Origin of the sequence: Bacteroides mucinivorans (genome assembly GCF_034654355.2) — a bacterium.
GTDB lineage: Bacteria > Bacteroidota > Bacteroidia > Bacteroidales > Bacteroidaceae > Bacteroides > Bacteroides nordii.
This window is the reverse complement of record NZ_CP178179.1, coordinates 5,420,258-5,444,259: the sequence shown is the minus strand read 5'-3', so window position 1 is coordinate 5,444,259 and position 24,002 is coordinate 5,420,258. Positions and strand designations below refer to the sequence as shown.

At 42.5% G+C, this 24,002-nt stretch carries 16 protein-coding genes; 6 read left to right on the top strand and 10 right to left on the bottom strand.

Annotated elements, in window-relative coordinates; translation table 11 throughout:
• Positions 1 to 50: 50 nt before the first annotated feature.
• The 6 genes from VCM39_RS20600 to VCM39_RS20575 form a co-directional block, all read right to left on the bottom strand.
• Positions 51 to 4,043: an SUMF1/EgtB/PvdO family nonheme iron enzyme gene (locus VCM39_RS20600; protein ID WP_289291589.1), complete on the bottom strand. Its 3,993-nt coding sequence runs from the start codon at positions 4,041 to 4,043 to the stop codon at positions 51 to 53.
• Positions 4,044 to 4,077: 34 nt separating this feature from the next.
• Positions 4,078 to 4,815, bottom strand: a complete 738-nt coding sequence (locus VCM39_RS20595; RefSeq protein ID WP_322933860.1) for a hypothetical protein — start codon at positions 4,813 to 4,815, stop codon at positions 4,078 to 4,080.
• 61 nt (positions 4,816 to 4,876) lie between these two features.
• Positions 4,877 to 5,971, bottom strand: a complete 1,095-nt coding sequence (locus VCM39_RS20590) for an endoribonuclease L-PSP (protein WP_221650771.1) — start codon at positions 5,969 to 5,971, stop codon at positions 4,877 to 4,879.
• A 23-nt stretch (positions 5,972 to 5,994) separates the two neighbouring features.
• The gene (locus VCM39_RS20585; protein WP_322933859.1) at positions 5,995 to 7,770 is read right to left on the bottom strand and encodes a cytochrome D1 domain-containing protein; all 1,776 of its coding nucleotides are present in this window, start codon (positions 7,768 to 7,770) and stop codon (positions 5,995 to 5,997) included.
• 20 nt (positions 7,771 to 7,790) lie between these two features.
• A complete protein-coding gene (locus tag VCM39_RS20580; protein ID WP_221650770.1) occupies positions 7,791 to 8,570 on the bottom strand; it encodes an IclR family transcriptional regulator in 780 nt (259 codons plus the stop codon).
• Between the two features lie 275 nt (positions 8,571 to 8,845).
• Positions 8,846 to 9,349, bottom strand: coding sequence for an RNA polymerase sigma factor (locus tag VCM39_RS20575; RefSeq protein WP_002558810.1), 504 nt, complete (start codon positions 9,347 to 9,349; stop codon positions 8,846 to 8,848).
• A 257-nt stretch (positions 9,350 to 9,606) separates the two neighbouring features.
• On the opposite strand from VCM39_RS20575, the gene VCM39_RS20570 reads away from it, so the two are divergent.
• Both VCM39_RS20570 and VCM39_RS20565 read left to right on the top strand, forming a co-directional pair.
• Positions 9,607 to 10,425 carry a 1-acyl-sn-glycerol-3-phosphate acyltransferase gene (locus VCM39_RS20570; protein ID WP_322933857.1) on the top strand — a complete coding sequence of 273 codons (819 nt, stop codon included), beginning with the start codon at positions 9,607 to 9,609 and terminating at the stop codon, positions 10,423 to 10,425.
• Between the two features lie 35 nt (positions 10,426 to 10,460).
• The gene (locus VCM39_RS20565) at positions 10,461 to 11,459 is read left to right on the top strand and encodes a GNAT family N-acetyltransferase (protein WP_221650750.1); all 999 of its coding nucleotides are present in this window, start codon (positions 10,461 to 10,463) and stop codon (positions 11,457 to 11,459) included.
• Here VCM39_RS20565 and VCM39_RS20560 read toward each other — a convergent pair.
• Positions 11,431 to 12,759, bottom strand: coding sequence for a deoxyguanosinetriphosphate triphosphohydrolase (locus tag VCM39_RS20560; protein ID WP_322933856.1), 1,329 nt, complete (start codon positions 12,757 to 12,759; stop codon positions 11,431 to 11,433). The two genes, VCM39_RS20565 and VCM39_RS20560, sit on opposite strands and share 29 nt — an antisense overlap.
• Positions 12,760 to 12,899: 140 nt before the next feature.
• On the opposite strand from VCM39_RS20560, the gene dut reads away from it, so the two are divergent.
• The 4 genes from dut to VCM39_RS20540 are packed head-to-tail and all read left to right on the top strand — an operon-like array spanning position 12,900 to position 16,984.
• A complete protein-coding gene (dut, locus tag VCM39_RS20555; protein ID WP_322933855.1) occupies positions 12,900 to 13,334 on the top strand; it encodes a dUTP diphosphatase in 435 nt (144 codons plus the stop codon).
• A gap of 28 nt (positions 13,335 to 13,362) precedes the next feature.
• The gene (locus VCM39_RS20550; RefSeq protein ID WP_289291593.1) at positions 13,363 to 15,117 is read left to right on the top strand and encodes a tetratricopeptide repeat protein; all 1,755 of its coding nucleotides are present in this window, start codon (positions 13,363 to 13,365) and stop codon (positions 15,115 to 15,117) included.
• Complete coding sequence (locus tag VCM39_RS20545) at positions 15,114 to 15,674, top strand: DUF4292 domain-containing protein (protein ID WP_221650746.1); 561 nt, start codon at positions 15,114 to 15,116, stop codon at positions 15,672 to 15,674. Before VCM39_RS20550 ends, VCM39_RS20545 begins: the two co-directional genes overlap by 4 nt.
• Positions 15,671 to 16,984, top strand: coding sequence for a murein hydrolase activator EnvC family protein (locus VCM39_RS20540; RefSeq protein ID WP_221650745.1), 1,314 nt, complete (start codon positions 15,671 to 15,673; stop codon positions 16,982 to 16,984). The genes VCM39_RS20545 and VCM39_RS20540 overlap by 4 nt, the downstream gene beginning before the upstream one ends.
• A gap of 365 nt (positions 16,985 to 17,349) precedes the next feature.
• Here VCM39_RS20540 and VCM39_RS20535 read toward each other — a convergent pair whose 3' ends face one another.
• Genes VCM39_RS20535 through VCM39_RS20525 form a run of 3 tightly spaced genes read right to left on the bottom strand, consistent with a single transcriptional unit; the run spans position 17,350 to position 23,992 of the window.
• Positions 17,350 to 20,964: a glycoside hydrolase family 38 C-terminal domain-containing protein gene (locus tag VCM39_RS20535; RefSeq protein ID WP_322933854.1), complete on the bottom strand. Its 3,615-nt coding sequence runs from the start codon at positions 20,962 to 20,964 to the stop codon at positions 17,350 to 17,352.
• Positions 20,965 to 20,992: 28 nt separating this feature from the next.
• Complete coding sequence (locus tag VCM39_RS20530) at positions 20,993 to 22,171, bottom strand: glycoside hydrolase family 76 protein (RefSeq protein ID WP_322933853.1); 1,179 nt, start codon at positions 22,169 to 22,171, stop codon at positions 20,993 to 20,995.
• Positions 22,172 to 22,192: 21 nt separating this feature from the next.
• A complete protein-coding gene (locus VCM39_RS20525; protein ID WP_322933852.1) occupies positions 22,193 to 23,992 on the bottom strand; it encodes a glycoside hydrolase family 2 protein in 1,800 nt (599 codons plus the stop codon).
• Between the last annotated feature and the right edge of the window lie 10 nt (positions 23,993 to 24,002).

Genomic DNA, 24,002 nt, shown 5'->3' with positions numbered 1-24,002 from the left:
AGTTGGCCTGCTCACTGTCAATTGTCAATTGTCCACTGTCAACTGTTTAATTAGTCTTCAATAATTACGCGGAATCCTACATTGAATACTCGCTGATGCGGGTAGTAGGCTTTACGGGCATAAGAAGTTGAGACTTTAGGACGTTCAATATAAGAACCACCACGTACTACTTTGAATTCCGAAGGATTCTTTACCTTTTCGGTGTAAGGATAAGGTATGTAATCCGAACGGGTCCATTCTGCTATATTTCCGTGCATGCTATATAATCCAAATGGATTGGCCTGGTAATTTTTAGAATCAACCTGGTTCATTGCTCCGTCATTGACACTCTCCTCTTTAGGCAGATAAGAGTAATATTTGTACCAGTATGAATTCTTAGACATTGGTTGTGGATTAACGCCACTTACAGCCATTTTATTGCAACTTTCGTCTGCAAAGTTCTCCAATTTACCAAAATCCGTATTGCTATTACCATACCAGAAATCAGAATCACTTCCTGCACGACACGCCCATTCCCATTGTGCCTCTGTGGGGAGGGTGATGTTGAGGCCGGTCTTTTCGCTCAGTTGTTTACAATACGCCATAGCATCTTCATAACTAACACGGATAACAGGTTGTTCCGGCTGGTTGGCAGGGTAACCGAAATGTACATGGTCTTTCCATAACTGGTCTACATAACGACTGTCGTGGTCGGGGAAAATGACATTGTATTGTTCATTGGTGATTTCTACTTCACCCATCCAGAATGGTTTTGCAATTTTTACTTTAGATACCGGACGATTATCAGCAGATCCGTTCCAGCTACCCATAGCGAATTCTCCGGCAGGAATACGAACGAAGGTGAGTTTAACTCCGGGAGCCAATACAACTTCTTTGCGTGTTTCCTTTTCGTTTGCCAGCATCGCTTTGATTGCGTTGGCATCGAAAGGCCAGTTTTTCACTTTTACATTCTTCTCTTTTACAGGAGCTGTTGCTGCCGGAAGGACCGGAGTAATTTCTCCTTTACCTTTCAGATAGGTTGCATAGTCAGCAATCTCTTTCTTCCAGTTTACTCCCATACCGTTGCCATATTTGTTGGTGAGTTCTGTACGGCGTTCAATCTGGTCAAAACCCTGATATGGGAAATCTTTGATCTTATTAGCATTGAAGTAACCCTTATCCGGTGCATTGTAATCAATCCATGTATACAATGTTCTCCATTCTTTGTCAGTCAGCTTCACATTTGCATGTCCCTTTTTAAGGATACGGATTAATTCGCTGGTATTGGCATGATATTCATAGGGTTGAAGAACTGCCATATCAGCTTCCGGACCCTGACGATGAACATACGGATGTAGATTCAGATAAGAAGGACCATATCCACGTTCGTCTTTTGCACCGGCACGGAGGTCGAATGCTTTTTCGCCGTTATGACAGGCAATACAAGCACGGTCGAGAATCGGCTGTACTTCAAGATCGAATGTAAATGAACGGACACCACCTTCTGGTGCTTTTATAGAGTGTGGTGCACGTTGAGATGCAATTACACGCTTAGGCACAGGAATCTGGTTCTGATCTTCGTGACACCCGATACAGGAGACAACTTCACCCGGTTGTCCGGTCAACCAACTACGCATCAGCTGTATAGCAGCTCCGTCTTTATCAATCGGCTGGATGGAGATTGGCGTATTGGCTGGTATTTTGAAGATAACAGAACCGTCTTCTTCCACAGGAACTGTTCCGAGTTGACGTTTAATGTCCCATCCGCTCTGGATACCATGCCAGTTATGATCCGAAACAGTTTTCAGATATGCATACTCATAAGCATGCAGACGGAGTTCTTTTACAGTACCACGAGGTACATTACGCAATCCTTCACCTTCGTATATATCCTGGATAAATACAGTTGCTTCTTTTTCATTCAGTTTTACCCTGTCAGGTATAGCCGGAGGAGTAGTTGTCTTACGCACAACAATCGGACTGATGTATCCTTCGCCTTCCTGTTTCATCAGACAAGTTACGTTATCAAATACATCCACCAGATAAATACCCCATAAATCTTGTGGGTTCAGCTTGGCGGCTACCAGATAATATTTGTCATTCAATGGAGTAGGTTTGATGAATTGTGGCCATACGCCGTTTACTAATTCATCTTTAACCAATTCTACTATCGGACGGTTCCGATATGGAATTTCCTGAAGCATACCGGCAGTGCCTTTGCGGGCTTTGGTTGGGTCAAACAAAATTAAACGGCCGGAGCGGGCAACACCGTGGTGACCGGAAATAATACCTACAAAAGCAGACGCATGATTAGGCAGAGGTTGAATATCGAATGTACTGTTAGGGAAAGCACAACCGCTTCCAAACAGGGCTTTTTGTTCTGTTCCGTCCGGGTTCATATGCATTACAAAGCGGGAATAGTAGTGCATCAGGTCGGTATATTCCCAACGAGTATACATTACTCTACCATTATTCATGATAACCGGATTCCAGTTGGCATCCTGGTCAAATGTAAGGCGACGCATGTTTTTGGTTTTGGGATCATAAAGCACCATATTACCTACAGGATCAGAACCACTGACACAAGGTACACCTTGATAACCAATATTAGAAGTTGCTATCATACGCCCGTCAGGTAGATATGTACCGTCGTAGAATTCCAGATCCGGTTCTTCATTTTCTATTAGCATTCTGTGACCGGTACCGTCCAGCTTTACTTCATATATATTCCACCGATTGTCGGGCATGGTTGCAGTAAACATAACCCGGTCGCCATCCCAATGCATTTTAAGGTCTGCGATAGAGGATGAGTTCTGTGGTTTGTATATTTGACGCATCTGAATGTCACCACGCAGGTTAGACAATTCTACTATTTCAGCATTAAATCCACTACGGCGTGCAGATTCCTGATTACTCCAGTTATTAGATTGTGTGCCTAAATCCGGAGCCATAGCTGTATGTGCCTTTGAACCCAGTTTGAAACGAGTAGCAACAATTTTGTCGCCATTGAGTAAAGGGTTACCAAGCAGAATGGCTTGCTTGTTTTTCAATGCTTTGCGGGCATTGGACAATGCTTGTGTGTCGCCTTTATAAATGCCGTCGAAACCTTTTTGAGAAAGGCTTATTAGTTCGTCGAGCAAAGGCTGGTATTTGGCTACATCAAACCCTTGCTGTTGTTTCATATCAGCGAATGCCAGTTTGATTGCATTTATATTCAGCCACTCCAATTCATTCTGTACCTCGTATACATTTTGCATTTTTTCAAATATCTCGAGGTATTTGTATATCTGTGTATTTACGTCTTGTTCGGTTGCTATTTGCCGTATGATGTTCTTGAAGTAAGAAGCATCTTTTATCTTACCAGCCAAAGCATCTACAATTTGTTTCTCAACAGAGGCATCGGGGGTGATTAACCAAGTATCCAGTCCGTCCATCTGACTGCTTAGCATCCCGATCTGATTCGGGTATTTTTCTGCCAGCTGATTGGCGATGTCTTTAGGCAATATATTCAATGCCTGAAAATATACACTACCCGTTCTTGAGTCATCGTCAATACCAACTTCTGCTTCAAAACGTACGTATTTACCTTTCACAGGATAGACCAATGTGCCGTTAGCATGGCAGAATACACCGTGCTCATAAGCTTTTCCGGCAATCCGGATGGGTTTGCCATTTGCGTTGATGTTCATTCTTGGTTTATCCCAGCCGGCTACGCCATATTCAAACGGAGTCTGGTCCAACCATACAGAAGAACCGTCGGCTGCAATCAGGCGGGCATTCCCCCATACTGCATGATCATAGCTGCTACCGTCAGGACCACCGGAGGTAACCAGTATCAGCTTATCGCAATTCTTCAAGTCCACAACAAAAGGCTCTGCCTTGTCATTGACTTTAATCCATTTGGATATGACTGGCATTCCTGCTTTTTGTAGTTGCGTACGCAATTCGGATTTGGCTTTTACTGAAGCATCAATCCATGTCTCTGCTTTCTTAGGCTTCGGCCCGGCAAATGCCGAGGCGGAAGCTGATAAGAAACAGAGTGTTATTAACAATATTTTGTTCATAAGGTTGATTCTAAGGTATTATGCTTTTCTACTATTATAATGCAGCTTTAGAATTCGAAAAACGAAGACCGGCATTGTCATGGTAAGTAGCCCATTCTGAAACAATTGCACCTTCGGGACCAGCCATCAGGAAGTGGAAGGTTGTCAAAGCTTTCAACGGAAGTACTTCGCCTACCTTTTGTACAACGAAATTCTTACTCTTGATAGGACCATGAGTGGCTGGGATTGCAGGGGCATTCGGAGTCTCATCTCCTACTTCAGAGAAGTTATAGACCCATCCTTTTTCAACCATCCAGGATTCGTGTTTAGCAGGATATGTAGTAGCTACATGAGCATGTTCCGGAATCATTTGTCCAGGCAGCAGATAGATAGCATGTGCAAAGTATCTTTGTTCTGCGTTGTTAACCCAGAAAATACCACCCATACCTACGTTCTCAAAATCTCCTAGTCCGAAGTCTGTAACCCACATGTCTTTGACCATTAATTCGGTGAAAGGAACATCATAGAATGCGAACATGTCTTTCATTGCTTCCATAGCAGCTTCTTGCTGGAATTTGCCGTCTTTGTAAAAATCGGCATTTGTGTACTTCTTAGAATAAGTCATTTCTTTTTTATTTTTACAGTTATTTTGATTACATTCATTTTTACATTGTTCGGAACATTGTCCGTTGGCACTGCAAGCTGACTCTGATGTAGACGTTTTGCCTGTGCATGCTACCATTGAGAGTAAAACAACTCCTAGGGTTACTGAATTTCTAAGTCTTTTCTTCATTTTCATTTATTTATTTGGTTAGTAATTTCTCCTCTTTTATTTATTGTGATGAGGCAGTGTCTTATTTTATGGCAATACCTTCAATTTCAATTAGCAATTCATCCCTACATACATCTGCACACATATAAGAAATAGGTATATTCAGTTGATAGTCATTCAGCAGCTTATATGCTTCCTGGTAATGTGACTTGTTTTTCAGGTACACACGCAATAACTTTAAATGTGCGTCTCCTGTTAGTTGGGCTATGTTTTCCATAGTGATGTGGAGTTGTCTTTCAAGACCTACTCCGGCCAGACTTTCTTCTCCCCGGATTGCGGCTGTACCGGATATATAAATGAGTTGTCTGTCATCAAACGTCATACTTTTGGCACGTTCAAACTTTGGTGTTGATTTTTGCTGATGAGCCGTTTCCAGTACTTGTGGTGAATAGGCATGAGCTGCTACCTGTAATTTATTATCAATAGGAGTGGCAAAACATTCCGGACGGGTAAATACAGCGGCATCAATATCTACCAAAACACCCCCTAGATTACTCCCGATACCTGTAGCAGCCGGATAACCCAAACTCCAGGTAGCCTGGTTGTAGAAGTTGCTACGCACATTATTGAACATCTGGTAGTGTTGATCGGCACCATCAAATCCTGTAATTTGTTCAATGTAGTTCCATTGGCGGATGATATTTTCAATGGGAAAATTTTCCTTATGCAAAACTTCACTTGCTAACCGGAAAACTTCAACGGATTGTTGTTGGGTATTGAAATTCAACACATCACTATGAAAGCCTCCTGCAAAGAGAAAACGTCCATCAGCATTTTCCAATGTGATGTAAGGAAAACCTTTATTGGGATGATACGTGATATGATCATTCTCATCTGCCTGATAACTATGTACTTCCATTGTAAGTCCGCCATCCAAAGCAGGTTGGGATACATAACTTAATACAGGTAACTTCTGGGTATAACGTTGTTGTATTTTGTCACTTAAAATGTTACGACGAATTACATATTCGTTGTTATCTGTCGGTGTGCCGAAAAATATTAGTCTGAATATGTGCTCGTTTTGAGGTAACTGTGCTAACAAAGTATCTGCCATTGTTCCGAAATCAGCAATTTCGGTGGTATATATGCTATATTTTATTTTATCACAATAATTCATGTTTTCCAATGGTGTCTTGTTTTTTATAAGGAATTTACGTATTCTGTTAGCGCTTTAATCTCTTTTTGAGAAACCTTTTTCTCAATACCGTGTTTATGTACCTTAAATACATCTTCCATCGTGGCTGCACGTCCGTCAAAAAGATAGGGGGCTGTGCGCCAGACTTCACGTAGGGTAGGGGTATCCCAACCTTTTTCGAACTCAATATCCTCACCGATACGGTGCATTTTCAGGTCTGTATAATATGGACCACTGTGGCACTCTGTGCATTTTAGTTTTTCAAATACCTTTCTTCCTTCTTTGGCCAGGTCGGATAACTCTCCATTTACCAGATAGGGGCTTGGTACAGGTTGGAGAGATTTCAGATAAGCATCCACACATACGGCATCTTCTTCGGTTATATCAAAGAACTGTATGAATTTAAAACCTGCACGTACCGCCCATTCTGCTGTTTCGCGTATGCCTGATATCATGCTTGGAGGGGTGGGATGACTGAATAAAAGACTTTTGCAGTTTTTAGAGTTACCTACTCCATCATTCATTAAATCCCAGTTCATACCATCTGTACGGGCATCTCCCGGATGGCAACCATTACAACTTTGCCAGTTTTGGAAACAATGAGAGGCATCATTAAAATAGCGTTCTCCCTTGTTTTCTATACTCTCTTCCCGGTCCGGATTCAGATTAACCGAGGTAATTTCAGTTGTTTGGGTATCTACGATATTCAGGATGTCAGCGAAGTAAGTGGGAATATAGAGTTTTCCGTTCTCCATTATCATTTTGCGCGGACCATTGCCTTTCAGTGGGATACGTTTACGCAGACCATACAGAAATCTCAGGTCATAATCCAGCATAGCTTTATCAGGATAGCTTAAAAATTTCTTCAGCATGGCTTTATGGTCGATAACGCTGATTTCATGTGTTCCGGAGTGAGTGATGAAGAGTGACTCGTCATTGCAGGCAATGCTCCAGATACCTGCTGCTCCACGTTCTGGTTCGTCGACTACAATTGCGCCGAGGAATTCCTGTTTTTCCACATCTATAATGCTGAAGGCACTGGTATTCATCCATCCTTGTTGCAATTGTGATGTGGGAACTGTAAAACGTCCTAAATTATGGGATACATATATATATTTACCGTCCGGTGTAATACAAATACCACGTAAAGCATTACTACCGTTGGCCAGTTTGATGTCTTTTACTTTGGTAAAATCATCCATTCTGATGACGGAAACACAAGCTGCCACATAGTCGAGATCTGCCCGTTGAGATGGCAAGTAATTGGTAACAAACAGATATTTGCCATCCTTGCTGAACTGTGCTGATTTAGGTTCACGCAACACATTAACCGAACGTACAACCGTATGATTTATCGGATCAATTTCTGATACAGTGTTCTGGAATTGATTACATACATATATATGTTTTTTGTCAGGCCCGAAAATAGGAGAACATGCACCGGAACCTGTTAGAATGGTAGCTTCTTTTTGTCCTGATTCCAATGATAAAATTTGCAAATGTCCGGTGGCTGCACTGGTAGTGACATATACTTTATTGGTATCCAGAAGGATGCCAGTTGGGGTTTCTTCAACAGGAATGGTGCGAAGTAAAGTTTTACCGTCCGGCGAAAAGAAACTGATTCGGCTTGTCCCCTTTTCTACAATAAGAATCTCACCTTTGGAATTTAAGGTAATGTCTGTAGGGAAAAATGGGGGAGTCCCCGCCAGAACGAAGGAAGCACAACCACAGAAGAATGCGGTGGCTAATGTTTTTTTTAATATTTGTTTGGGGGTATTCATAGTATGTATGTTTTATGTTTTTAAGACTGATTGTATCCTAATTCTTTGGAGATAGTTTGTGCGGCATCTTTTATACATTCAACTGAATTACGCACTACATCCTTAGATAAGCGGTCTTTGGGGCCAGATATCCAAATAGCTCCGCATGGATAACTTGTGTAATTGAAAATAGGGGCACCTATGCAGAGTACTCCGCTTAATTCTTCTTCATTGTCCATGGCGTAGCCTAACTTTCGTACTTTTTCCAGCTCATCCATATATGCCTCAGGAGTAGTAATAGTACGTGCATTATAGCGTGTAAACTCCATTTGTGACAGATAATAGTCACGAACATTACAGGGGAGATAAGCCATGATAGCCTTTCCCGGTGCCGAACAATGTAGTTCAAAGGGTTTACCGGGTGATAGAACAAACCGGAAAGTGTGATGTCCTTGAGCTTGTTCTATGAAAATGCCTTTCTGGTCTCCTAACACTCCGAAACAGGCTGTCTCTTTTACTAGATCCCGCAAATTACGTAAATGTGGCAGGACTACCTCCAGCAAATTATGTTCATTTAATGATTTAAATCCAAGTGATAATAATTTGCGGGATAATTTATAATGTTTTGTGTCTTCATTATATATAAGGTATCCTAACCGGACTAAAGTATTTAAAATACGGTAGGCGGTCGTTTGCGAAATATCAAGTTCTGATTTGATTGCTTGTAGTGTTCTTCCTAAGGAATAAAGCGATAGGTACTCAAGAATCGCAATTCCTTTTTCAAGGTTTGGGACTTTGTAGTTCTCTTCTGCTTTTTCCATATATTCTTCTGCTTTTTCCATATTTGGAACAATGTTTCAAATTTGTTGTCCAAATATAAGGAAACATTCGGATAAGCTTGATAACAAGTGGCTGAAAAAAAGTTAAATATGTTATGGAGTATATTCTGTGGAGTTTTATTAGGAGCTTTCTTTGAATTTGAGTATAAAAAAAGAAGCAAGAAGGAGTTTCTCCTACTTGCTTCTACTGTGAACACAACTAAAAATCTGCACTAAATTTTATATGGAAATCGACAATTATATAGTGTCGGCTTAGGTTATCTGAAATCTTTCAATTCTTCCTGTAATTTCTGGCGGGTGAAGAAGATACGACTCTTCACAGTACCAAGTGGAAGATGTAATTTCTCTGCTATCTCACGATATTTGAAACCGGAAACATGCATAGAGAATGGAACCTTATATTCTTTGGGCAGTGAATTGACAATGCGGTGCATCTCTTTTAAGTCGTAAGAGCTTTCTGTGCTCTCAAAACCTGATTCTTGCGGGAGACTCAAATGATAAAGGTTGTCTGTCTGATCAACAAATGTCTGGTCGCGAACGACTTTACGGTAATTGTTGATAAAGATATTTCGCATGATGGTATACATCCATCCTTTAAAATTAGTATCTGGCATATATTTATCCTCATTGTCTAATGCTTTTAATGAGGTTTCCTGCAACAAATCATTGGCTTCTTCTCGGTCGGTTGTTAGTTTGTATGCGAAACGAAGTAGTTCATCCTGAACTCCTATCAAATCTTTTTTGAAGCTTAAACTTTTCATAAACGTTGCTTTTTAAATTGTGAATATATCGTTGTTGTTTCGATGTTGCAAGTTTACGGCGTTTTGATGATTGAGACAGGGGTGAATTCGTCTTTCTTTCACCTAAAAACTATCAATTGATAGTTTTTAGGTGGTATATGATAGTTTTCAGGTGTTCTTTTTTCTCGTCAGAAACCTAAATCCTGCATTTTCTGCCAAATTATTGCAATTAATAGAAAAGAACAATTAATTTTGCACAATCATTTTATCTATAACGAATGACTGACGACTCTTTGTTTTTAATAGATATCGATAAGATTCTTCGGACAAAAGCTCCGAAGCATTATAAGTATATCCCTAAATTTGTAGTTTCTTATCTGAAAAGGATTGTTCATCAGGAAGAAATTAATGTTTTTCTACGTGAGTCGAAGGATAAATTAGGAGTAGACTTTCTGGAAGCTTCCTTGGATTTTCTTGACGCCAAAGTGGAAGTAAGGGGGGAAGAGAATTTACCGGAAGATGGTTTATATACATTTGTGTCCAATCATCCGCTAGGAGGACAAGATGGTGTAGCATTAGGCTATGTTCTTGGTAAACACTATAATGGGAAAGTGAAATATCTGGTAAATGATTTGCTGATGAACCTGCGTGGACTGGCTCCTCTTTGTATTCCTATTAATAAGACAGGAAAACAGGCGAAAGATTTTCCGAAAATGGTAGAGGCTGGATTTAAATCAGATGACCAGTTAATTATGTTTCCGGCAGGACTCTGCTCAAGACGACAGAATGGCATTATCCGGGATTTGGAATGGAAGAAGACATTTATTGTTAAAAGTGTGCAGGCGCAAAGAGATGTAATACCTGTACATTTTGGTGGGCGTAACTCTGATTTCTTTTATAATCTGGCAAATATCTGTAAAACACTGGGAATAAAATTTAATATAGCTATGCTTTATCTGGCAGATGAAATGTTTAAAAACCGTCATAAGACATTTACAGTCACTTTCGGTAAACCAATTCCCTGGCAGACATTTGATAAATCTAAAACCCCTGCACAGTGGGCGGAGTATGTTAAGGATATCGTATATAAACTGTGATAAAGAGAAAAAGAACAACTACACTAACGAGGAATATGGAAGAGATTATTGAACCGATAAGCAAAGAACTGCTAAAGGCGGAACTTACGGAGGATAAGCGGTTGCGCATGACGAATAAAAGTAATAATCATATTTATATTACTACTTCACAAGATTCTCCAAATGTAATGAAAGAGATTGGCCGTTTGCGTGAAATTGCTTTTCGTGCAGCAGGAGGAGGTACCGGGTTGTCTATGGATATCGATGAATACGATACAATGGAGAATCCTTACAAACAACTGATTGTATGGAATCCGGAAGCGGAGGAGATTCTGGGTGGGTACCGTTATTTGCTGGGTACAGATGTACGTTTTGATGAAAAGGGGGCTCCGATACTGGCTACTTCCCATATGTTCAACTTCTCTGAGCAGTTTGTTAAAGAGTATTTGCCTACTACAATTGAGCTGGGACGATCATTCGTAACCCTTGAATATCAGTCTACCCGCGCAGGAAGCAAAGGCTTATTTGCTTTGGATAATTTGTGGGACGGATTGGGAGCGTTGACTGTTGTGATGCCAAATGTGAAATACTTCTTTGGTAAAGTAACGATGTATCCCAGTTATCACCGTCAGGGTCGTGATATGATTCTTTACTTCCTGAAAAAGCACTTTGGCGATAAAGATGGGTTAATCACTCCGTTGAATCCGTTGAAAATGGAGACTGAGGAGAAAGATTTGGCTACTATATTCTATGAGAAATCATTTAAAGATGATTACAAGATTCTGAATAGTGAGATTCGTAAGTTAGGCTATAATATTCCTCCATTGGTAAATGCCTATATGAGTTTAAGCCCTACAATGCGTATGTTTGGTACAGCTATTAATTATGAATTTGGAGATGTTGAAGAAACCGGCATTCTGATAGCTGTTGACGAAATTCTTGAGGATAAGCGTATGCGTCATATCCAATCATTCATCGAAAGTCATCCGGAAGACTGTAAGTTAACCTCGGGCGTCAATAAAGTATTTACACCGCAGGAAGACTGTTGCCGTTGATTTTGCGGTAGAGGTCCAGCGCAAAGACATCAGTCATTCCCGAAATATAATCAAGTACCGCCTGTATTCTTTCATAGAGTGCAGGCGCTTTTATGTTGTACTGACCCGATACGCGATTGATAAGAAGCTGTGAATAAGCTTTGTTGGGGGAGGTTACGGCATCGACCATGAGTTCCAGCAGGGTGCTGATAACCTGAAAACCTGCTAATTCTATATCAAGCACATCCCGAGAACGGTAGATCTTGTTAAAAGAGACCTCAGAACAACGCTTGTAGGCCTGTGCGGGGCGTTCGGAAATTTTTTTAATCAGTGGATCGGTGAAGTTACCGGCAAGAATGTCTGCTTCATGTTCCAGGAATATTCTTGTACATTCTTTTATCAGTAATCCTATGACCGAAGAACGTAGATAGGCAATTTGTTCGTTTGTATCACTGACGATGCTGAATGTTCTTCGGATATGTGCCTGTCGTTCTTCATTAAAATAAGCCAGCAGTAGTTCTTTCGTCTCCCCGGTGGTTAGAATTTTTAGTTTGTGGGCATCTTCAATGTCCATCATTTGATAGCAAATATCATCGGCTGCCTCAACAAGGTAGACCAGCGGATGACGGGCATATTTCAGAGGTTGTTCACTCAGTTGAATTAATCCAAGTTCAGTAGCAATACGCTGGAATCCTTTTTCTTCACTGATAAAGAATCCAAATTTGGATTTTTTACCTGCCAGACTTGATGAAAAGGGGTATTTGACGATGGAAGCAAGCGTAGAATAGGTCATGGCAAATCCACCTTTACGGCGTCCTTCAAATTGATGTGTAAGGAGCCGGAAAGCGTTTGCATTTCCTTCAAAATGTGTCAAATCATCCCATTCCACCGGGAGGAGTTGATCTTTTAAGAACTGTCCTTTACCTTCGGAAAAGAAAGTGGAGATAGCCTTTTCACCGGAATGACCGAACGGAGGATTACCCAAATCGTGAGCAAGACAGGCGGCAGAAACAATGGATCCGATTTCGGGTAGGAAAGAGTCCTGTAATTCCGGTTGTCGGGAGAGTATTGCCTTTGAAACATCGTTACCCAGTGACCTGCCAACGCACGAAACCTCCAGACTATGGGTGAGCCGATTGTGCACAAAGATACTACCCGGTAGTGGAAATACCTGTGTCTTATTCTGTAAGCGGCGGAAGGGAGCTGAGAAAATGAGCCGATCATAGTCTCTTTGAAATTCCGAACGGTTTTCCTGTCTTTCTTCATGAAACTCTTCCATCCCAAAGCGCTTTGCTGAGATTAATTTCCTCCAATCCATCATGGGTATTTATGATTTAGCTATTTACAATTTACGATTTGGGAGTACATAGTTCCCATATTCGCACATTATTTAACTGCAAATGTACGGAAATTCGATACAATTTATGTATTTTCGCCCGTTAAATAGTAAACAGACTGAATATGAACGTACAAGTTATCAATAAATCAAAGCATCCGCTTCCGGCATATGCTACTGAACTCTCTGCCGGACTGGATATTCGTGCTAATCTTTCGGACTCAATGACTCTGGCCCCTATGCAACGCTGTCTGGTTCCTACCGGATTATATATTGCACTTCCTCCGGGATTTGAGGCACAAGTTCGTCCGCGTAGCGGTCTGGCTTTAAAGAAAGGGATTACTGTTTTAAATTCTCCGGGAACGATTGATGCCGACTACCGGGGAGAGATCTGTGTGATTTTGATTAATCTTTCGACCGAACCATTTGTTATTGAAGACGGAGAACGGATTGCACAGATGGTGATAGCCCATCATGAACAGGCTGTTTGGCAGGAAGTGGAAATACTGAATGATACGGAGCGTGGTGCAGGTGGCTTCGGGCATACGGGAAGGGGATAGATTACGAACTACAAATTACGAATTACGAATGAAAATAAAATTATTACTCCTTGGGGTGTTGATACTGATACTTGCTTCTTGCGGTTCTTCACAACGAGTAGGAAAGGCGGGTGCTGTTAAGCCTGCCCGGCAGTTAGTTACCCTCTCGGACGAGCAACAGCGTAAATATGACTACTTTTTCCTCGAAGCAACGCGATTGAAAACTAAAAAGGAGTATGATGCTGCATTTGATTTGCTGAAACATTGTCTGACCATTAATCCGCAGGCAGCTTCGGCCCTTTATGAGATTTCGCAGTATTATATGTTTTTGAAGCAAGTGCCACAAGGCCAGGCTGCTTTGGAGGCTGCGGTGGAAAGCGCACCGGATAATTATTGGTATAGCCAGGCACTTGCCAGCCTTTATCAACAACAGAATGAGAAAGAGAAAGCAATAGGATTGCTTGAGATGATGGCTACCCGTTTTCCGGGAAAAAGAGAATCGTTGTTTGCTTTGCTTGATTTGTATAATCAGCAAGAGGATTATGGTAAAGTGATCGGAACGTTAGATCGTCTGGAAGAGATAATGGGGAAGAATGAGCAACTCACAATGGAGAAATTCCGTATTTATCTGCAGATGAAAGACGACAAAAGTGCTTTTCGGGAGATTGAGAACCTGGTGAAGGAATATCCTATGGATATGCGTTATCAAGTAATCCTGGGAGATGTGTATATGCAGAATGGTAAAAAGCAGGAGGCATACGATATTTATCAGAAGGTACTTGCTACGGAGCCGGACAATGTGATGGCCCATTTTTCACTGGCTTCCTATTATGAACAAACCGGCCAACAGGATTTGTATAAACAGCAACTGGACTCTTTGCTGATGAACAAAAAGGTACCTGCAGATACGAAACTGAATGTAATGCGCCAGGTGATTGCCCAAAATGAACAGGCTACAGCAGACAGTACGAAGGTGATTTCGCTTTTTGACCGTATCCTGCAGCAGGACCCGGATGATGATCAGATTCCTATGCTCTATTCACAATATCTTTGGGCAAAGAACATGAAGGAAGCTTCGATTCCGGTATTGGAGCGTGTGGTCCAGATTGATCCGGCCAATAAAGCTGCCCGTCTGATGCTCCTTGAAGTAGCTGTGCAGAAGAATGATTTTGAACAGGTCATTAAAATCTGTGAACCTGGTGTAGAGGCTACTCCCGAAGCACTTGAGTTCTATTTCTATCTCGCTATTGGCTATAGCCAGGCGGAGCGTAATGATGAGGTACTTGCTATTTGTCAGAAAGCTTTGGCAAACGCTACAAATGAGAGTAAGAAAGAAGTCTTATCTGACTTCTATTCTATCATGGGCGATGTTTACCATAAAAAAGCGATGATGACGGAGGCATACAATGCGTATGATTCTGCATTGGTTTACAATCCGTCTAATATTGGTGCATTGAACAATTATGCCTATTATCTGTCTGTAGAACGCCGGGAACTCGATAAGGCTGAGGAAATGAGTTATAAGACGGTGAAAGCCGATCCCGGCAACGCCACTTATCTTGATACATATGCCTGGATACTTTTTGAGAAAGGGAACTATGCTGAGGCTCGTATCTACATTGATGATGCCATGAAAAGCGATGGGGAGAAAAGTGATGTGATAGTAGAACATTGCGGAGATATCTATTATATGACCGGTGATGTGGATGGCGCATTAAAATATTGGCAAGAGGCTCTTGATATGGGGAGTGAATCGAAAACGCTGAAAGAGAAAATTAAGAAGAAGAAATACATTGCAGAATGAGAAACGTATTCTATTTATTGTTACTGGTAGTAATGCTTGCAGGCTGTAAAAGCACAAAGAATATAACTTCAAACGTGCCTGTCGCCGAGCCTTGTTACCTATCATCCAAACTGCAGTTAACTATACCCTCCGGCTCTGATGGGAGTATAACGACGGGGGGAACAATGAAAATGAAAGGAGGCGAACGTGTGCAGCTTTCCATTCTGATGCCTATTCTCCGTACGGAAATAGCCCGGTTGGAGATAACTCCCGACGAAGTATTACTTATCGATCGGATGAATAAGCGCTATGTCAGGGCTTCCCGGAAAGAGTTGGATGATATTCTGCCTAAGGACGCCCGGTTCTCTAAATTGGAGAAGTTACTTCTGAGTGCTTCACGCCCGGAAGGGAAAGCCGAGTTGAGTGGCAAGGAGTTGGGCATACCTTCACTGGAAAGAGCAAAAGTGAGATTATATGATTTCTCGTCCAAAGAATTTGCAATGACACCTACCGAAGTCTCGGACAGATACACCCAGGTGCCACTTGAAGAACTATTAAATATGCTGACTAAGTTATGATGAAACGTATCTTTGTAGGATTAACATGTATTCTGTTTCTGGTCATTCCGCTTTCTGCTCAGAGTAGCAGATTGATTAAAGAGCTGGAAAGTAAACGCGGCGAATTGCAAAAGCAGATTGCTGACACTGAATCATTGTTGAAGAATACAAAGAAAGACGTAGGAAGCCAACTTAATAGTCTTGCTTCATTAACGGGGCAGATTGAAGAACGCAAGCGATATATCCTTGCCATAAATAATGACGTGGAGGCTCTTCAACGCGAATTGTCTGTCCTTGAGCGACAGCTTCGTACACTTCAGCGTGACTTACAGGATAAGAAAAAGAAATATGAATCTTCCGTCCAATACCTCTATCGTAATAAATCGATAGAAGAAAAACTGATGTTTATTTTTTCGGCCAAGAGCCTGGGACAGACGTATCGCCGTCTTCGTTATGTGCGTGAGTATGCTACTTATCAACGGCTTCAGGGCGAAGAAATTCTGAAAAAACAGGAACAGATCAAGAAGAAAAGAGCAGAGCTGCTGCAGGTAAAGACTGCCAAAGAAAATCTGTTGAAAGAACGCGAAGGAGAGAAGCAGAAACTTGAAGATCAGGAAAAGCAGAAGCGTGAAATGGTGGCTAATCTGCAAAAGAAGCAGAAAGGGTTACAAAGCGAAATAAATAAAAAGAGACGTGAAGCCAATCAACTCAATGCCCGGATTGATAAGTTGATAGCCGAGGAAATAGAACGTGCCCGTAAGCGTGCAGCCGAAGAAGCGCGTCGCGAAGCAGAGGCTCGTAAAAAGTCAGAAGCTAAGGAAGGTAAATCAACATCAACTTCTTCCGGAACGGAGACAAAGAAAAAAGCGGAACCTCTGGAAGCTTATAGTATGAGTAAAGCGGACCGTGAGTTATCCGGCAACTTTGTCAGTAATCGTGGTAAGCTACCTATGCCGATTTCGGGTCCTTATATTATTACCAGCCATTATGGACAATATGCCGTTGAGGGATTACGCAATGTTAAACTCGATAATAAGGGTATTGATATTCAAGGAAAGCCCGGTGCGCAGGCTCGTGCTATTTTTGATGGTAAAGTTGCGGCCGTTTTCCAACTCAATGGGTTGTTCAATGTGTTAATTCGCCATGGCAATTATATCTCTGTATATTGTAATCTCTCTTCCGCATCTGTTAAGTCGGGAGATACGGTTAGTACGAAGCAGGCTATCGGGCAGGTATTTTCTGATGCCTCCGACAATGGGCGTACTGTATTGCACTTCCAATTGCGTAAAGAGAAAGACAAATTAAATCCTGAACCTTGGCTGAACAGATGATGCCTGCCGTTGACGATTCCTCTCTTAGTAATGTAAACCTCCTTTCTCTGGTGGGAAGCATTGTTTTACATGTACATGTAAAGCTGCACGACATGCACATGTCGTACTGTCCCACATGTACATGTAAAACAACGCTCCCTTACGAGTCATCTCTTGTTCCTCTACGACCTTACCGGATTATGTCTCCCTTGCTACTCCTTTTAGCGTCTTTCTTCTGGCTTCCTTGTTTCAAGAGGAGCCATATTTGTGTTTCCGGTAGTCGGCTGACTCTCTATAAACCCGTTTCGCCGGTTAGTCTCGATAACGAGATAACCGGCGAAATATATAAAAGCCTGTTCCTATATAAGGATCTCTAAGAGGGCTTTCTATTTATAAACTTCAAATCCGTAAATGCGGGTGTCTTTCCCTTCATCGTCTTGCGTCGGATTGGTTACCATTAAGCGGATGTAACGTACTTTAACAGGTTCTGACAGTTGTCGTGAAACAACATTACGCTTATTATTGTTGAGCCTGTCCAGTGTTTTCCATTCTTCATTCAGATTATTCTTTCCTTGCAGGAAACACCCTTTCGTAACATATGTGTGACTCTCTTCACCTGCATTCACAAGTTTCCAGCCACTGATGTCTTGTGCCTCTCCTAAATCAAAATCCACATAGTTCGGAGTCATACCTGTATCACACCATTTGGTATCCTTATTTCCATCAATCATGCATTCCGGTTTTTCACGGTTGTTCATATAGCCTGAATAAGATATGATCTTCGCAGTTTTCAGCAAGTTTTCTTTCGGACTTTCCTGTGTAGATAATTTCTTGCCGGCTTCTTCTTTGATGGCTGTACGGAATAGCTGTGATGCAGTGTTCACAGCAGGCTGTTCTTCTTTGGCCAGTGTAGCGGCAAAGAGCACAATCTTGTCATTCTTTGGCAGGATAAAGCTTACTGCGCCTTTGGGAATATCGATACCGAATTTAAACATATACGTAAACTCGTATGCCTGATCTTCACCCGGAGCGTGACGGTGTGTACCTACATAAGCTATCTCGGCATCTTTTAGATACCCTTTGGTATGATTGGTATGTCCCCATTGTCCGATGAAACCGGTGTAAGAAGGAACGGTGATTTCCGCTTTGTTTTTCCCGCAGCAGAATGTAGCTGTATAATCATCATCCGTTGCAGCAGCCAGGAAGTATAAATGAGTATATTTATGTCCGTCGGGCAGATAGATCGTATCTCCTTTGCAGGTCATGCCGTTGAATGTCTCTTTCTCTCCCAGGCGGAACGGAATTTGATCTGCGAATATGGAATCCGGTAGTAGTTCTGCAGCGTATGAGTATCCGGACTCAAAATTCGCTTCTCCGCGGAATTCATTAAATGAGGCGCATTTGCGGTCATAATTTAGTGGCAGGTTCACATATTCCGGTTCAGATGCAGGTTGTGCAGCACCTTTCAAACGCACTTTGAATGTCTTGACAGAATAGGGCTTAATAGTGACTTGCAGTTTGTTTCCATTGAAACTGGCAGCACCAATTGTTTTTTCTGTTCCGTCAGCTTCATTCGCATTGAGTATATCACCTGCGAATGACAAAGTAGCTTGCTGTGACTTTTCACCTCCGGTTTCATACACGCGCACTACATATTCATCTGAGCTTTCTGCTTTCTTGAGTGCTTTGATAATTACGTTGTGGTTGTCTGAGGTTGCAAAAGAGAACTCTTTGCCCAGTGTACCTTTGTGCCTTGTAGTCTGGAATGCTTTCAGGCGTTGGTTCATAAGTTCTGCCTTCTCTACGGTGGATGCATGATCCAGCTTACCGGAATGCCCTACAAGGCTATACGTGAAGTTGTGATGTCCGTAGTCCTGTTTGTCCTGATAAGCGTAGTTCCGACTCGTTTCCGGAGTATGGAGCAGCGTTAAACGGAGCGTATGGTTGTTGGGCTTGTCCCAGCCATATTTGCTGTCATTCAATATCGATACACCATAGCTGTTGTCCTGGTTGGTCAGGTCGGCCCAGTATTGTGCATATACCTCGTAAGCGATATCGGTATTATTTCCACGTTTAACGCTTCCGATTCCTAAGTCATAAGTTGCTTCCGTATTCTCTATATTCAGAGGGAATTCGGCCTTTAGCAAGGCATTGGTTGATTGCCAGTCTATTTCATTGTAGAAATCGATCCGATCGGCACGATTTCCTTCATAGAGCCGGATGTATTGCTTAAACACCGATTCTCCGTGTGTCTTTTCAATGCAGATTGCTTTACGTAGTTCTCCGTTTTCTACCAATGATATTTTCACATTATCCGTGATAGAGATTGGTTCCCGGTCTATTGTTTCTTTTAGTACTTCCCAGGCTGGCCAGTGGTATGATTTATTTTGGGTGAAGAGGGCCAGTCGGATGGCTTTACCCTGTTTTACCAACTCTTTGTTCTGCGTCTTGTCGAGAAGCGAGGTGATATCACCTTTTTCATCCAATGTGATTTTATAGATGGAATTCTCGAGTGTGTTACTTGTTGTTGCAGCAAAGCGATTTGCCGTGCCGGAAGTACGTACATCGTACACTGCGTAGCCGGTAGCCGGTACTGTTGCTTCTATCAACAGATGTGCTTTTCCGTTTGTGTAGGATAGTAACTGTGATGCCACCTTTTTACCGTTGTTGTCATATACTGTGACACCTTTGGGGGCTGTGGGCAATTCCAGTTCTACTTCTGCTATGTCCTGTACCGGGAATCCTAATGCATTATAGAGTATTACCGGAATGCCCTTTACCTGTGTATCCATGTCTCCGGCTATTGAACGAATGGAAGAGGTAAGTACGCCGGAAAATTGTTTGAGTGAGATTAACTCGTCATTCCACGAAAACTCGTAGGCACGTGGAATACTTGTTCCGGTGAGGTCGTCATGGAACTGATGATAGATGAAACGTTTCCAGGCATCTGTTAGAGTTGCTCCGGGATATGCAGCTTTGTTGAGCCATTCGGCGGCTACGGCTGCTCTTTCTGCTGCATCTCCCAAAAGCTCATTCTGCCGGTTGTACAGTTTCATGGCTGCTTGTGAAGTATAGCAGCCTGTTCCATGTACGTCCATCAGTAACTCTCCGTTGAATACAGGCAATTCCGGATAATCCTTATAAGGTTGGAAGTCTTTAAACATCTGGTCGCTTGTAGCACTGATGATTTCGAGTGGCCCGTTTCCTTTTATTCCCTTTTCAACAGAACGTACGGAACCCAATGTGGGTGATCCGCCAATATCTCCTGTGCCGTAATAACGGTACACCATATTGAGTGGGGTACGTGTGGTCAGTCCTAACAGTTCCTTGTTCTCCGATAAATCCTCATCGTTCCATCTTTTGCCATAATCGTATCCGTGAGCCAGCATGACGGAAGAACCATCAATTCCCTGCCACAATCCGATGGTAAAGGGGTGTTTGCTTTTTCCGTAGAAAGGCTTGTTACGCCAGTCCAGCTTTTGTGATGAGAACCCGATGAGTCCGCAATGAGCTGCAATGGTAGGCAGTGTCCATCCGAAGCCGAAACAGTCCGGTAGGAAGATATCTGTACTTTCCACTCCAAATTCATTCCGGTAATATTCCTGTCCCAGCATGACGTTACGAATCGCAGATTCGGTTGAGGGCACCAAAGCATCGTTAGCTTCCCAACTGGAGCCACTCACGTGCCAGCGTCCTTCCCGGATATATTTTTTCATTTCTTCGTATTGAGCCGGATAATATTCTTTCATCCATGCATACTTGACTCCCCCTTCAAAGTTGAAGATATAGTCAGGATACTGCTTTAGTAGAAGTAAGTTCTGGCTAATAGTATTCCATACATACTGTTTAATAGTCGTTTGGACATCCCAGTTCCATTGAGTGTCCAGATGTGCATCTGCAACCATGTAGGCTTTGGACTTTTTCTCCGGTTGCGTATTTTGGCTATAGGAGCCACTGCATAATAGTAAAGTCGATGCCAGTGCAACGATGTGTTTCTTCATTTCTGTCTGTTTTATGATTTATATATTCCTATAATTCGCTAATCTCCGAATAGAGCTCAATCATACAGGAGTTTTCCAGCAAGCTCTTGAACTGATCTTTTTTGTTGCCGGACCAGTCTCTGTTGAGTAATCCGTTTTCGTCACGTGTATATCTCCATGCGTAATCTACGTTGTCAATCATGGCCTTCACATAAGTGTCGTTCCGGTCAACAAGATAGAGTGCTTTCAGTCCGCGGAATAAGATAACGTTGAACCAGGGGCTGGAGGGATAGAATCTCATTTCTCCTTTCACAGTGGGCTGTGGTTTCAGGAAAAAATGGTAAGAACCTTCTGCCGTTTGTTGTGCTTCCTGTAAATAACGTTTGTCTCCGGTGGCCTGGTAAAGCAGTACACCGGCTTGTATCATTTGTCCGCTATTATATGTAAACTTAGCATAGCCGATCTTACCTTCCAGATTCTTGTTGTCCCAATATACGTGGTCGGATGGATCGCAAAGATTGTCGCGTGTCCATTGATACGTTTCTTTGGCTTGTTCCAGATACTTTTTATCTTTGGTCAGTTTGTACAGTTTCATACACAATACGGTGGCCGGAGCATTAGAACAGGTGTTTTTCGATTCCTTTTTTTGTTCACACCAGTAGATACCCCCTCCAAGATCGTTTGACCAGCCGGAGTAAATGTACTTATGCAGGGCAATGGCCTTGTTCAGATATTCTTTGTTACGGGTCTGTTCGTAGTAATCACAGAAGTCGATGGCTACCCAGTCGTTATCGTCATAGTATCGGTCGTTCTGGCCGGCAAAAGCCGGATAGGATTGATAACAATGTGGCTCCCGGGTGGTATCCCAATAGAGGTCAAGACCGGGTTTGATCTGTTTATCCATTAACTTCTTATACTTCTTATTGCCGGAAGTTTTGTATAAAGACACGCATCCCGATACCATGGCCGAGTAGGGCCATAAGAAAGATACTTCCTGCTGATGAACAGTAGATCCTGTATTGGCTGTATAGGTAATTTCCTGTTTGGAGTTTCTGGGGTATGTCTCCATGAGCAACCCGTGTTCTTTCACCTCATAACGGGTGAGGATGTTTTGTAACAAGGAGTCAGCACGTTGCTGGTATAACTTCCCGCCCAGTTGTGCCGAAAGTCCGGTTGGCACCAGCAGAGCTGATGCCAATAGAAGTATAGGTCCGAATCTATTTTTCATATCAGTAAGTATAAGTCAGTTTTATTTAGCAGGTCTGCTGGGTATTTTCTCAAAAATAGCTTTGATGCGTTTCATATCCATTTTGGGGCGACGGTCGTAGTAGTAAACGCCATTCTTCTCCTGTTCCACGTCTGTCAGCTGTGTATAGCAGAAACCGCATACATGTTTTGAAGCAATCAAGGCATCGATCTGTCCTTCAAGACGCTCGTAGAAGGCCTCTTCATCGGCAGGCATTCCACCGTAGCCCCATGAATTGTTGCGGTCCTTGGCTGCCATCCAGCCAATACCGCCAAATTCATCCAGCATATAGGGTTGTCCTTCATATACAGCCAGATATTTTTTGTCCCTTGCATTGCGATAAGGCTCTTGTCCCTCTACCATTTTCAGTTCATCAATCAGTTTCTCTTTCTCTTGTGTATAGTTGTGCACGCTCCAGATATCTGTCAGCACATGATTGTCACCACTGGCATCGTTTACTGGGCGGGTAGGGTCAATGGCTTTTGTGATGTGATATATATCCTGAATCAATCGTACATACGTATCGGGACCACCACCCCAGGTCTCGTTAAAAGGAGTCCACGTAACCAGTGACGGGTGATTACGGTCGCGTACAACTACTTCACTCCATTCGCCGATAAAATTGCGTACAGCCAGTTCATTGTTCACGTCCGCACCCCAACTTGCCGATTCTCCCCAGGTGATGTAACCTAACTTGTCTGCCCAGTAGAAATATCTTTCTTCAAAAACCTTCTGATGTAAGCGCGCACCGTTGAAACCGGCTTCTTTTCCCAGTTGGATGTCATGTTTTAGTGCTTCATCTGTCGGTGCAGTCCATATTCCCTCGGGGTAATATCCCTGGTCGAGTACAAGACGCTGGTAGTAAGGTTCATTGTTTAGGTAAAAGAGTCCGTTGGCAGTATGTACTTTGCGCATGCCTGCATAAGACTTTACTTCATCGATGAGATTGCCTTGTACGTCCTTAACACGATAAATAATATCATATAAATAAGGGGTTTCAGGAGTCCATAACTTCATGTTTTTTATGGGTAGAACGATAGTAGCACTATTGGCACAGGTTACTGTCTTTTTGCCTACTGCCTTTTGTCCGTCCATAAGGGTCACCTCCAGGGTTCCATTGGACTCGTTGTAGAATTCTGGTTCTATGATGAGTTGCTTTTGGTCAATATCCGGTCGGATAACTGCTGTTTTCAATCCTGCCGGAGCTACGGCTTCCAGCCATACTGTCTGCCAGATTCCGGTGACACGGGTATAGGAACACCCACCGGACTGAAAATTATTACATTGTTTACCTATTGTCTGCAACCCCGAGCGTTGATCGTCTTTCACGAATACAATCAGATTGTGGTTCTGTCCGGGTTTTACGAAACGGGTCAGATCTATACTGAATGAAGAACTTCCGCCAAAGTGCCGCCCGATGAACTGGCCATCGATAAATATTTCAGCCTGATAATCTACAGCACCGAAGTTGAGGAATATTTTCTTTCCATCCCAGTTTGCGGGGACGGAGATTTGCTTCTGATACCACATTTGATTGATAAAGTCCGTATGTTCCACGCCGGATAGTTTGCTTTCGGGACAGAAAGGGACTGTAATGTTCTGTGCAAATCTTTCGGATTGTTGTAATTGGCGGTCTTTGCCGGAGTTACCGAAGTCGAACTGGAAAGTCCAGGTTCCGTTCAGATTAATCCATTCGGCTCGTTCAAATTGCGGACGAGGATACTCCGGACGTGGCGTATTATTACTAAATCCACTGTAAGTGTTCATAAGAAGCAGCAATGCTGCTATCCAAAGTTTGTTCATGGTCTTTTTG